The following is a 12434-nucleotide window of genomic DNA, read 5'->3' as shown; positions in this document are numbered from 1 at the left end:
CCGCGCGTCTTTCGATGCGCGGCGCGTCAACTTTTCATTTCGATGAACGTTTTCTAGGATGTAGTGAGCGAAAGCCTTCAGCTTTCCAAGCCATCCTTAAGGCGCACGTAAGTCTCGTACGCATTCCGCGCCTTGGGGTCCAATCCTTCCAGTTGCAGCGCGCTTTCGCGCTGTACAATCAGCAGCGCATACGGCTTGGAAAGCGCGCTGGCCTCTTCGCAGAGTTTGAGTTCGTCGCCGCTCGACGGCGAGCGGGCGCGCCAGAAATTGATCGCGGCTTCTAGGTCGTTGATCGAAATATCGGACATGTTTGGATTTAAACGTTCGCTGGCCGCCATGCTTGATGTCAGGTGTTGCGGCGCCCCTGTGGAAACGGCGTCGTGCTGTCCGCGTGCCTGAACCGCCAACCCATTGTACTTGAGCGAACTTCATGCGACTCCTTCTGATCGAAGACGACCGCCCCATCGCACGCGGTATCCAGAGCAGCCTCGAGCAGGCTGGCTTCACCGTCGACATGGTGCATGACGGCATCTTTGCCGAACAGGCGCTGGCACAGAACCGCCACGAACTCGTGATCCTCGACCTCGGCCTGCCGGGCATCGACGGGATGACGCTGCTCACGCGCTTCCGCCAGACCAACCGCCATACGCCCGTCATCGTGCTGACCGCACGCGACGAGCTGAACGACCGGATCCAGGGCCTGAACTCCGGCGCCGACGACTACATGCTCAAGCCGTTCGAGCCGGCCGAACTCGAAGCGCGCATCCGCGCGGTGATGCGCCGCAGCGGCCCGCACAGCGACATGCCGCGTCCGGAAGTGTCGCTTGGCGGTGTCCGCCTGTCGGGCGTCGATCGCCGCATCTTCAACGACGACAAGCCGCTCGAACTGTCGCCGCGCGAATTCGCGGTGCTCGAGATGCTGCTGCTGCGTCACGGCCGCGTGGTCAGCAAGGCCCAGTTGCAGGATCACCTCACGCACTTCGGCGGCGATCTCGGCGACACCGCGATCGAAGTCTACGTACACCGCGTGCGCAAGAAACTCGAGCAATGCCGTGTCGAAATCGTCACGGTGCGCGGCTTCGGCTACCTGCTGCAGGAAATCCGCCAGACGGCGAGCGTCTAAGCGGCACCGTACGCCGGGCGGCCACGTGCCGCCCGCGTGTACATGCTGCTTCGCGTCGCCGCCCGGCGCACGACCGCGCCGCTCCCCGTGAGCGGCGCTTATCCATTTGCCCGTCGAAATGTCTCCTGATCCGGCTGTGACCACCAGCCTGCGCCGCTCGCTGCTTCGGCGCCTCGCCGCCCCGCTGTCGATGCTCGCGCTGATGAGCGGCCTGATCGCCTACTGGCTCGCGTGGCAATACACGCAGCACGTGATCGACCGCTCGCTCGCCGATCTCGCGACCGCCATCTCCAAACAGATCCAGATCGCCGGCCCCGACGCGCCGTTCACGGTGCCGCCGCTCGCGCAGGCGATGTTCTCCGATCCCGCCGAAGCGCTGATCTACCGGATCAGCGACGGCGAACAGGAACTCGCCGGCGATCCCAAGCTGCCGCTGCAGGGCATCAACGTGCGCCGCATGCATCACGCGTACGTGTTCGAGGCCGAGTACGACAACCGTGCGGTGCGCGTTGCGCAGGTGCGCGTCGACGACGTCGAGGGCGGCAAGCCGATGGTCGTCGAGGTCGCACAGCCGGTGCGGCACCGCTACCGGATCGCGGCCGAATTCCTCGTCGCGATCATGATGCCGCTGCTGCTGCTGCTGCTCGCGGGCTGGGGCATCGTGTGGCGCGTCGTGAACCAGCAGCTCGGCCCGCTCACGCACCTGGCCGATTCGCTGAACCGGCAGACCCACACGTCCCTGGAACCGGTCGACGAAACCGAAGTGCCGCTGGAAATCCGGCCGCTGACGAGCGCGATGAATGCGCTGCTCGGCCGCCTGAAGACCGCGCTCGACGCGCAGCGCAAGTTCATCGCCGATGCCGCACACCAGTTGCGCACGCCGCTCACGGCCGTGAAGCTGCATGCCGAGCAGGCGGCCGTGGCGCGCGACCCGCACCAGACCTTCGCCGCGGTGCGCGAACTGCGCGCGGCCGCCGACCGCGCGGTGCGGCTGTCCAACCAGTTGCTGTCGCTCGCCCGCGCGGAGCCAGGCGAACAGGCCGCGCGATTCGTCGACGTCGACCTCGCGGCGATGGCGTTCGAGACAGGTGCCGAATGGGTGCCGCGCGCGCTTGCGTCGCACGTCGACCTCGGCTTCCAGCGCACCGACGATCCGGGTGACGACGAGAAGCTGGTCGTGCGCGGCAACCCCGTGCTGTTGCGCGAGGTGATCGCGAACCTGCTCGACAATGCGCTGAAGTACGTGCCGCTCGCGCGGCCGGACGGCGCACGGATCACGGTGAACGTTGCGCGCGGCACACTCGAAGACGGCCAGCCGGCCGCCGAGATCGTCGTCGAGGACAACGGCCCCGGCGTGCCCGCCAACCAGCAGGCCGACCTGTTCAAGCGCTTCTTCCGCGGCGACGCGCAAAGCGGCAACGGCGTCGAGACGGGCGCCGGGCTCGGCCTCGCGATCGTGCACGACATCATCGCGATGCACGGCGGCACCGTCTCGTACGAGGATGCATCGGAAGGCGGCTCGCGCTTCGTGGTGCGGGTGCCGCTGGTCGCGCGCACCGAGAAGCCGGCCAGCGAAACACCGACCGCCGCGTCGACGCACTGAGGAATTGAGGAACTCGCGGCGGGCGGCCGCTGATCGGGCCGCGCGCCGGATGAGGAAGGCGGAAAGCACGGCTGCACGATGCGGCCGCCTTCCGCTGGAACGGCAGCGGCAGCGGCAGCGCACGATGCGCCGCCCCCTGCGTCACTTCTTGCTTTTCTTGTCCTTCGGCCGGGACTCGGACTTGCCGTCCTTCTTGTCCTTCTTCTTTTTCTTCTTCCCGCCCTCGTCGGACGTCGCGAGCAGCGTGCCGCGGCACGACGCCGCGCCGCAATGGCACGCGTACTCGCGCTTGAGCTTCTTCGTCAGCTTCGCGTCGATCACGAGGCCGTAGTCGTAGAACAGTTCCTCTTCGGGGCCGATGTCGCGCAGCGCGTGGATGTACACGCGGCCTTTGACTTCCTCGGCTTCGCAGTTCGGCGCGCACGAGTGGTTGATCCAGCGCGCGCTGTTGCCGTCGATCTTGCCGTCGATCACGCCGCCCTCGTCCAGTGCGAAGTAGAACGTATGGTTCGGTTCGCTCGGGTCGTGCGGGTGGCGGCGCAGCGCCTCCTTCCACGAAATTCGTTCGCCCTTGTATTCCACTACGCGCTCGCCGGCCTTGATCGGCGCCACGGCGAACACGCCCTTGCCGTGTACTCCCGAGCGGCGCACCGCGATCCTGCGTGAACTCATCGAACGAATCCTTGTGAAGACGACTTGAATGGAATACGGCCGTAGTCACGGCCTGGCGTCGCGCAAAACGAAAACGCGGCACCGGTGGGTGCCGCGTCGGGGCATGCGGCGAATCACCCGCATCCTACACGTTCACGATTGCTTCGTTCAACATCACGCGCAATATTGCGCGCGCGGTGCTCAACGCTGGCCGAATGCGATGTCGCCGAACAACGCCTTGTGCTCGCGCGGCTGCGAGCGCCAGTATTGCGGCGGCGCCGTCACCTGCGCGCCGAGCTCGGCCGCCGCGTGCCACGGCCAGCGCGGGTCGTACAGCATCGCACGCGCCATCGCGACGAAATCGGCATCGCCGGCCTCGATGAGCCGGTTCGCATGCGCGGGCTCGTTGATCAGGCCGACGGCGATCGTCGGCATGCCGACCGCGCGCTTCACTGCCTGCGCGAACGGCACCTGGTAGCCGGGCGACAGCGGAATCTTCTGCAGCGGCGACACGCCGCCGGACGACACGTCGATCCAGTCGCAGCCGCGGCGCTTCAGTTCGTGCGCGAACGCGATCGTATCGTCGAGCTCCCAGCCGCCTTCCACCCAGTCGGTCGCGGACACGCGCACGCCGACCGGCCGATCCTCCGGAAACGCCGCGCGCACGATCTCGAAGATCTCGAGCGGAAAGCGCATGCGGTTTTCGAGCGAGCCGCCGTATTCGTCGGTGCGCTGGTTCGCGAGCGGCGACAGGAACTGATGCAGCAGGTAGCCATGCGCCGCGTGCACTTCGATCGCGTCGATGCCGAGCCGTGCGGCCCGCTTCGCCGCGGCCGCGAACGCGTCGCGGATCCGGTTGAGGCCGGCAGCATCGAGTGCGAGCGGCGGCGTCTCGCCGTCCTTGTGCGGCACGGCCGACGGTGCATGCGGCAACCAGCCGCCGTCGGCGACGGACACGAGCTGGCCGCCCTGCCACGGCACGTTGCTCGACGCCTTGCGCCCCGCATGCGACAGCTGCATCGCGACGCGGACCGGCGAATGCTTGCGGATCGCGGCCAGCACCGGCTTCAACGCGGCTTCGGTCGCATCGTCCCAGAGGCCGAGGTCGCCATGCGTGATGCGCCCGTCGGGTTCCACCGCGGTCGCCTCGATGCAGAGCAGCCCCGCGCCCGACAGCGCGAGATGGCCGAGGTGAATCATGTGCCAGTCGGTCGCCTCGCCGCGTTCGGCCGAATACTGGCACATCGGGGAGATCACGATCCGGTTCGGAAGGGTCACGCCGCGCAGCGTGAACGGGGAAAACAGCGCAGTCATGGAAGCCGCTCGCCAGGAAAGGTAAGAGCGGACGAGCGTAGCATGCAGGCGGCAAGCTTGCCGACGGCGCGCTCGGCAGTAAGCGGATGGTCAGGTACGACCGGCGGCAGGTTGCCGGCAACGAAGAAAAGGCGGCGCATACGGCGATGCGCCGGCCTGCAACGAATGCGGGCCGGGCAACCCCTGCGCGGCGAACGGCGGTGCCGCTGGCGGCGTCAGAGTCCGACGCTGTCGAGCCACTCCGCGAACATGCGTCGCGCGGCCGCCTCGAGCGCGGGGCCGTGCTGAGCGGTATCGGCGCGCAACTGACGCGCGTCGATGCCGGGCGTCGCCGCGATTTCGCCGGCGTTCGCGATCAGCCACGGTTCGAAACGGTCGGTGCGGATTTCCGGATGGCACTGCAGTGCCAGCACGTGCCGGCCCCATGCGAATGCCTGGTGACGGCAGGCCGGGGTCGATGCGAGATGAATCGCCCCGCCCGGCAGGTCGAACGTGTCGCCATGCCAGTGCAGCATCGACGTCGCCGCACCATCGAGATGGCGCAGCGGCGACGCGCGACCGGCATCGGTGAGCGTCAGCGGCGTCCAGCCGAGTTCATGCCGGGCAGCCGGATAGACGCGCGCACCGAGTGCCCGGGCGATGAACTGCGAACCGAGACAGATCCCGAGGATCGGCAACCCGGCGTCGATGCGCTGGCGCACGAGCGCCGCGAGCGGCGCGATCGTCGGATACTGCGCATCGTCGTACACGCTGAGCGGCCCGCCGAGCACGACGAGGAGCGACGGCTCGAGTACGTCGAGCACCTCGACCCGCGACGACCCGACGTCGACGTAGCGCACCCGCCGGCCCCGTTCGCCGAGCACCTGCTCGAAGCTCCCGAGATCCTCGAAATGCACGTGGCGGATCGCCACGACTTCAGCGTTCATCATCGGCCTCCCGGTCGATCGACGGACGTCAGCCGGCGAAAATCTTCCAGGTCTTCTTCTGCGTCGCCGCGTCGGCCTCTTCCTGCACCGAGCAGTCGAGACGCAGATCGCTGTCGGACATCGAGATGTCGAGCGCCGCGCAATGATGCACGGTCTTCTTCGACAGCTTGCCCGGCTGGAAGTGAGCGCACGTCAGGCACATGCGCTGCGGCGGCGTCGCACCGGCCACCTGCAGTTCGCGCAGCGTCTTCAGCAGCGCGCGATACAGTGCGCCCTGCTCGTCCGCGCCGAGCTTGCCGACCGCTTTCGTCAGGAATTCAGGCCATTGCAGCGCCTTCTTCGCGGCCGTCCGGCCACGGGCCGACAGGCGCACGGCCAGCGCGCGGCCGTCGTCCAGCGCACGGCGCTTCTCGACGAGCCCCTTCGTTTCGAGCGTGCTCACCGCATCGCTCGTGGTCGCCGCGGTCAGCTGCGTCTCGCGCGCGATCTCGCCGAGCCGCATCGGGCCCTTGCGCTGCAGCAGCAGCACGAGAATCTCGCCCTGCGTCGGCGTGAGGCCTGCGCCTTCCGCCCAATCCCATGCCTGGCTTCGCATGGCCGTACTCAACCGCAGCAGGCTGTGGGTCACACGTCCCGAAGCCTGATTCCCGTAAACGCCTTCGCTCATAGTCTTTTCGCTTTGCCGCCGCCCGGTTTGCCGAGCGGCCGTAGTGTGGAGATCGAATGTCTATCTCAAAACAGACATGCTCTTGCGAGTATGTCAGCACGGCCGTCGCGAGGGCACACGCGGCGGTCGCGTTCGCGGCGACCGGTAAGACACGCATCGTTCCGGTGTCCGCAAAGCCGACATTCTAAGCGAGAGCGGAAAATCGCACAGCTAAGTTATCCCCTTCATTCTGTGGAAAATCGTTGGATAACCAAAATTTTTCGTTGTGCCTGCTATGCCGAACGCCCGCCGAACGGTGCGCAAGGGCATTTTCCTGTTCGGATCGGCCATCGGGCCGACCGCAATGATCCACCGGGTTATCCCGCGCACAGACCGTTGACTTTGCTGAGGAATATCAGGTTATCCACAGATTTTCAGGACAACCGGCAACGATTTCGGCGGCAATCGGGGCCGCCACTCGTTCAGTGAATCGCGACTTGGTCGACCCCGTAATCTGCAAAACATTTTTTCACTCGCGCCAACGTAAGCACTGCTGGCGGACCGTCTCATTGAGCGATTTTTCCTGTTTGAAAACGGTTCTCAACCACGATGCGTCGTTCACGCGCGCCTTGGCGAGCGCGCCGATCTCGTCGAGCGCCGCGCGCGAACCGAGCGCGGCCGCATGCGGCGCGATCCGGTCGAGCGTGTCGAGGATGTCTTCGGCGATCGTGCGGCGCTCACCCGTCTGAGGATTCACGCAGGTGCCCTCGAGCCCGAAGCGGCACGCCTCGAAACGGTTGAACGTGTAGACGAGGTAGTCGTCCTCGGACAGCTTCAGCGGCCGGTCGGTCAGCAGGTAGCGCGCGAGCGTCTGGATGTAGCAGGCGATCGCCGCCGCGCGGTCGACCGACAGCGGCGTGTCCATCACGCGCACCTCGATCGTCCCGTAGCCGGGCTTGGGCCGGATGTCCCAGTAGAAATCCTTCATCGAGTTGACGACGCCGGTGTTCACCATCTTCGTGAAGTACTCCTCGAAGCTGTCCCAGGTCAGCACGAACGGCGCGCGGCCCGACAGCGGGAACGCGAACACCGAATTCAGGCGTGCCGAATGGAAGCCGGTGTCGACGTTCTGCACGAACGGCGACGAAGCGGACAGCGCGATGAAGTGCGGAATGAAGCGCGACATCGAGTGCAGCAGGAACAGCGCGCTGTCGGGATCAGGGCAGCCGATGTGCACGTGCTGGCCGAACACGGTGAACTGCTTCGCGAGATAGCCGTACAGCTCGGAGATGTACTGGAAGCGCGGCGCATCGTAGATCTGCCGGTCGCTCCATTGCTGGAACGCATGCGTGCCGCCGCCGGCCAGCCCGACGTTGAGCTGGTCGGCCGCCTTCACGAGCACGTCGCGAATCGCATGCAGCTCGCTGACCGCCTGCTCGTGCGAATGGCAGATGCCGGTGGACAGCTCGATCATGCTCTCGGTGATTTCCGGCGTGATGTTGCCCGGGAAGGTCTCGCCCTGGATCAGGCGCATCAGGTCGGAGGCCGCTTTGGTCAGGTCGTAGTTGTGCGTGTTGACGACCTGGATCTCCAGTTCGACGCCAAACGTAAACGGCTCGGAATTGACGAAGGTTTCGAGTGCCATGGCAGGTTCCGGAATCAGTTGCCGTCGCTGCGTTCACCGACCGCCGACAGGCAGCGGTACACGATGAACGGGCTGACGAGCTGCAGGATCACGATCGTGCACATCACGATCGCGCGCAGGTGCGGGTCGAAATTCGGATAGAGCTGGTAGGTGTCGTCGACGAGCAGGTACGACAGCGCGGACATCGGCGTGAGCGCGATGCCGAGCGCGATGCCCTGCTTCATCCCGATGCCGCTCGGCTTCGCGAACGCGACGACGCCGGCCAGCTTTGCGACGAGCCGCGTGACGATCAGCACGATCGCGAGCAGCCCGCCGAGCGCGATGTCGCCCCACGTGAACGACGTGAGCGTGAGGACGAACAGGGTCACCGTCAGCAGCCAGCCGGCCGTACCGAAGTGCTCGGGCCACAGTTGCGGACGCGCTTCGAGGTTCTTCACGATGATGCCGGCGAGCAGCAGCGTGAGCAGCGTCGACAGCTTCAGCGCCTGGGCAACGGCGATCGCGAGCATCACGAGCCCGAACAACGCAACGAACGAATGCTCGTCGCGCATCGTTGCCGTCATGTGGCGGAACAGGTAGTTGCACGAACGCGCAACGACATACGCGACGATGAACGAACCCGCGAGCAGGTAGAGCGGCTGCAGGATCGTCGCGAAAACGTTGCCGTACGCTTCCTGGTGGAGCCAGCTCGTCACGAGCTTGGTCAGCACGATCGCATAGACGCTGTTGAGCGCGGTGAGCGTGATGAGGCGTTGCGACACCTGCCCTTCCGCGCGCAGTTCGGTCTTCAGCTGGATCACCATCGACGGCGACGTCGCGATCGCGATCGCCGACAGCACCAACGCGACCATCCCCGACACACCGAGCGCGAGCATCACGAACAGCACCAGCACGAACGTCAGCGTGGCTTCGGCGAGGCTCGACGCGATGAGCCACGGATTGCGCCGGATCCAGCGCAGGTCGAGGCGGCTGCCGAGCTCGAACAGCAAGAGGCCGAGCGCGACGTCGATCAGCAACCGCGAGGTTTCGTCGGTGCTGGCATCGATCACGCCGAATCCGAACGATCCGGCGATGAGACCGATCACCGCATAACCGGTGATGCGAGGCAGACGCCATGCGCGATAGCAAAGCTCGCCACACAGGCCGGCCGCGAACAACGCGAGCCCGGCCCAGAACACGGCATCCGGCGTAAGCGGCCAGTTGGGCAGGAATGAGAACGCCGACTTCATCGTGGTGACTTCTCCTTTGGAAGCGACCGCCAGCGACGCGGGGTCAAGCGTCAGAAATGGATGCGCGCCGGCTGGGTATCGCCCCGAATGTGATTGTTGTGTCGACGACGGCGGGACATGGGATCCGCCTTTTCCGCCACAGGGCGGAAAGTCGTTCAGGTTGCCGATCTGGATTGTCGGCCTGGTGTGTGAACGGACTGCGCAGTCTCGAAGATTCAGATTCGAAATCGTGCCGACCGTTCCATTGAAGCATGTCCGGCGCCTGGCCGGATGAACGCGAAGGAAACCGATTGTGCCACAGCTTTTTCGGTCTGGAACCCATTGAATCGACTCGCGGCGCTGTGCGGCACCCCAGGTCTTTGGTTTCAAAGGTTTACTTGTATATATACATAGTAGAAGTTAACAAAGGACCCACAGTTCTGTGGATAACTCCGGTTTACGCTGATGGATCAATGCGTTGGCGAAACCATAACCGGTTGCACAGGCTGTTCGTGCACAGACATTTGAGTTGAGCAACTTTTGGGCCGCTTCACAGCTGTGCCGAGTTGCCCAGTTTACGTCCACTGTGATTACACACGAAGTGCGCGCGGATTTCGCGCGGTTATCCACAGCGTCGAGTGGATAACCTTGCGTGAAAAAGTCGGGAAACTGTGAGCGGCTCGAGTGAGCGGTCAACCGGCCTGGCCGACGCGGCGCGCGCGCAATGCGCGGATCAGGAAGCGTGCGGGGTCGACGGCATCGGCGAGTTCGCGCTCGAGCGGCCACGGCTCGCCTTCGAGTTGCGAGGCGATCAGTTCGGCGCCGAGTGCCGCCCATACGAGGCCGCGCGAGCCGAAGCCGAATGCGCCGTAGAGCCCGGGCAGGCGCGGCAGGTCGCGCGCCTGTGCGCCGCCCAGCGCGCGAGCATTGGCGATGGCGCCTGCTTCGTCGGCAAGCGGGCCGAGCAGCGGCAGGCGGTCGCCGACGACCCAGCGGAACGCGACGCGGCCGCGCAGTGCGTCGGGATCCGGCAGGTCGCCGATCAGGCCCGGTAGCAGATGCCGTACGCGCTCGATGTTTTCGAGGTGGCCGGCCGCACGCATCGCGGGATCGACGTCGTCGGGTTCGAACGTCGCGCCGATCAGCAGCGTGCCGTCGTCGAGCGGCACCGCGTAACCGTCGCCGATCGTGGGGCACGGCAGCGGTGCCGTGCTGCCGGCCGGCAGCAACGTGAGTTGGCCACGCACCGGTTGCAGCGCGACATGTTGCAGCCCGGCGAGACGCGCGGCGTCGCCGGCATTCGCGACCACGACGACAGGCGCTTCTGCCAGCGTGCCGCCCGCATCGTCGAGTGCGTGCCACGCGTCGCCCCGGCGTTCGAGCTTGGCAACGCGGGTGGACGCGAGCAAGCGCACGCGCTCGCCGGCCGCCGCGTATTGGGCCGCGCAAAGGCCGGCCGGCCAGACGGCGCCGCCGTGCGGAAACAGCAGGCCGCCCTGCGCGACCGGCAGGTTCAGATGCGCGCGCGCGGCGTCGACGCCGAGGAGCGACACATAGTCGGGCGGTGCGCCGAACGCATCGAATGCCTCGCGCATCCGCTCGAAGTCGTCGGCGGATTCCGCGAGATGGATCATCCCGTGCGTGCTGCGCGCGAATGCGTGGCCGGCACGTTCGAGTGCGCGCCAGCGTGCGATCGCATGCAGGAAGCCGCCGCGCGTGAGCCGGCTCGCGACGTTGTCGTCGCGTGTCATCAAAGGATGGAATACCCCTGCCGGATTGCCCGACGCGTCGCTCGCGATCCGCTCGTGCCGCTCGATCAGCGTGACTTCCCAGCCGCGCGCGGCCAGACGTTCGACGACCGCGCAGCCCGCCAGCCCCGCGCCGATCACGATCGCGCGGCGCGTCGCAACAGGCAGGGCGAGCGGCGGCTCGTGCCGGCGCGCGCGCCAGCGCGGCGCATATTCGCCGACGAGCAGATCGTCGACTTCGCGATACGTGAAACCCGATTTGCCGAGCGCGTGTTTCAACGCGTCGGAACTCGCATGCGCTGCAAACGTGGCGTGTTCCCCGGCGATTTTCGACAGCGCGCGAACCGCGTCGGCCGACTGAAGATCCGCGTCGCTCGATGACGCGAGGCCGTCGAGACAGAACGCGTCGGCGCGCGCGACGATCTTCCCCAGCATGTCGATTGCATCGCCGAACGCGAGCGTGAGCACGACGCGCCCTTTGTCGAATTCGAGTCGATGAAGGCCCGGTACGAGCATCGGCCACGCGTCGGCAAGTGCATCGACATCCGCCGATATGGTTGTGTCCGCAACGATATGGGAAGCTGCACGGCGCAGGTCGTCGCGCGCGAACGGATGCGGCTCGACTGCGACAAAATGCAGCCGCTCGCAGCGCGCGGGATCGTCGCGCCATGCGGCCCAGGCCGCGAGAAAGCTGCCGCCCGCGCCGAATCCGGTCGCCACGATCGTGAACGTGCGGCGGCCCTGCCAGCGCGCCGGCAGCCCGTTGCCCGCGACGAACACGCGATGCGCCAGCGCGCCGGATGCACCGCGGTGGAGATCGCCGAACTCGGGCGAGGCGAGCGTGCCGTCGTCGCGAAGCGCGAGCGTGGCGGGAACAAGTCGGTCGGTCATGCGAAACAAAAAACGTGGCAGCCAAGCCTGGCAAGGGATTGCGCGGGGCCGTCCGACCGGTCGTTGGAAAAAGCCAACGGCGCGGCGCACGGGCGGACCGCGCTGCGTATCCTGTCCGGCTGGCGCTGGTCAAAAAACGGGCAGTCGATGATTCATTCGGCGAAATACCGATGAAAATCTTTGAAACCCTTGTCGTTATTGGGTTTGCGCTGCGCTATCATAGCAACGCCGTACCGCGGGGTGGCCACCGGCTCACCGGAGGGCGCGTCGCGCGGGCCAGGATTCGGCGCTGTGTCGTCGGAGTCTGACTCTCGACGGCACGGTTCGCGCACGTATAATCGGCGCGTTCGCGCTGTTCGTGTCAACCTAACCTGATAAAGGAACCTTAATGAACAAACAGGAACTGATCGACGCCGTCGCCGCCCAAACGGGCGCCAGCAAGGCTCAAACCGGCGAAACGCTGGACACGCTGCTCGAAGTCATCAAGAAGGCCGTGTCGAAGGGTGATGCGGTTCAGCTGATCGGCTTCGGCAGCTTCGGTTCGGGCAAGCGCGCAGCACGTACGGGCCGCAACCCGAAGACGGGCGAAACCATCAAGATCCCGGCAGCCAAGACGGTCAAGTTCACGGCTGGCAAGGCGTTCAAGGACGCCGTCAACAAGCGCTAAACCAGCGCCTGT

General features: G+C 66.0%; 11 protein-coding genes. 3 read left to right on the top strand and 8 right to left on the bottom strand.

Features of this window, described 5'->3' with window-relative positions:
• Positions 1 to 77: 77 nt before the first annotated feature.
• On the bottom strand, positions 78 to 308 hold the full coding sequence (locus tag FFS49_RS16420) for a DUF3717 domain-containing protein (protein ID WP_039351485.1): 231 nt from the start codon (positions 306 to 308) through the stop codon (positions 78 to 80).
• A 122-nt stretch (positions 309 to 430) separates the two neighbouring features.
• On the opposite strand from FFS49_RS16420, the gene FFS49_RS16415 reads away from it, so the two are divergent.
• Both FFS49_RS16415 and FFS49_RS16410 read left to right on the top strand, forming a co-directional pair.
• Positions 431 to 1123 (top strand): response regulator transcription factor, encoded by a 693-nt coding sequence (locus tag FFS49_RS16415; RefSeq protein WP_006401494.1) that lies wholly within the window; start codon positions 431 to 433, stop codon positions 1121 to 1123.
• Between the two features lie 118 nt (positions 1124 to 1241).
• A complete protein-coding gene (locus FFS49_RS16410; RefSeq protein WP_039351489.1) occupies positions 1242 to 2726 on the top strand; it encodes a sensor histidine kinase in 1485 nt (494 codons plus the stop codon).
• Between the two features lie 141 nt (positions 2727 to 2867).
• On the opposite strand, the gene FFS49_RS16405 is transcribed toward FFS49_RS16410, so the two are convergent.
• From FFS49_RS16405 to mnmC, 7 genes are all read right to left on the bottom strand, one after another.
• Entirely contained in the window at positions 2868 to 3398 is a 531-nt protein-coding gene (locus FFS49_RS16405; protein ID WP_039351492.1) for an SET domain-containing protein-lysine N-methyltransferase, read from the bottom strand.
• Positions 3399 to 3578: 180 nt separating this feature from the next.
• A complete protein-coding gene (locus FFS49_RS16400) occupies positions 3579 to 4691 on the bottom strand; it encodes an NADH:flavin oxidoreductase/NADH oxidase (protein WP_071335402.1) in 1113 nt (370 codons plus the stop codon).
• A gap of 215 nt (positions 4692 to 4906) precedes the next feature.
• Positions 4907 to 5617, bottom strand: coding sequence for a glutamine amidotransferase (locus FFS49_RS16395; protein WP_039352211.1), 711 nt, complete (start codon positions 5615 to 5617; stop codon positions 4907 to 4909).
• 28 nt (positions 5618 to 5645) lie between these two features.
• Positions 5646 to 6284: a MarR family winged helix-turn-helix transcriptional regulator gene (locus FFS49_RS16390; RefSeq protein ID WP_027788730.1), complete on the bottom strand. Its 639-nt coding sequence runs from the start codon at positions 6282 to 6284 to the stop codon at positions 5646 to 5648.
• A 508-nt stretch (positions 6285 to 6792) separates the two neighbouring features.
• Positions 6793 to 7908, bottom strand: a complete 1116-nt coding sequence (locus FFS49_RS16385; RefSeq protein ID WP_006490006.1) for a YbdK family carboxylate-amine ligase — start codon at positions 7906 to 7908, stop codon at positions 6793 to 6795.
• A gap of 14 nt (positions 7909 to 7922) precedes the next feature.
• Positions 7923 to 9137: a cation:proton antiporter gene (locus FFS49_RS16380; protein WP_039351502.1), complete on the bottom strand. Its 1215-nt coding sequence runs from the start codon at positions 9135 to 9137 to the stop codon at positions 7923 to 7925.
• A 671-nt stretch (positions 9138 to 9808) separates the two neighbouring features.
• Positions 9809 to 11755, bottom strand: a complete 1947-nt coding sequence (mnmC, locus tag FFS49_RS16370) for a bifunctional tRNA (5-methylaminomethyl-2-thiouridine)(34)-methyltransferase MnmD/FAD-dependent 5-carboxymethylaminomethyl-2-thiouridine(34) oxidoreductase MnmC (RefSeq protein WP_105815446.1) — start codon at positions 11753 to 11755, stop codon at positions 9809 to 9811.
• A 388-nt stretch (positions 11756 to 12143) separates the two neighbouring features.
• Between mnmC and FFS49_RS16365 the strand changes: the two genes are divergently transcribed.
• The gene (locus FFS49_RS16365; protein ID WP_006401505.1) at positions 12144 to 12422 is read left to right on the top strand and encodes an HU family DNA-binding protein; all 279 of its coding nucleotides are present in this window, start codon (positions 12144 to 12146) and stop codon (positions 12420 to 12422) included.
• Positions 12423 to 12434: the final 12 nt, after the last annotated feature.

It is taken from the genome of Burkholderia sp. 4NA327C6 (genome assembly GCF_005502655.1).
GTDB classification, from domain to species: domain Bacteria; phylum Pseudomonadota; class Gammaproteobacteria; order Burkholderiales; family Burkholderiaceae; genus Burkholderia; species Burkholderia contaminans.
This window is presented reverse-complemented; position numbering and strand designations above follow the sequence as displayed.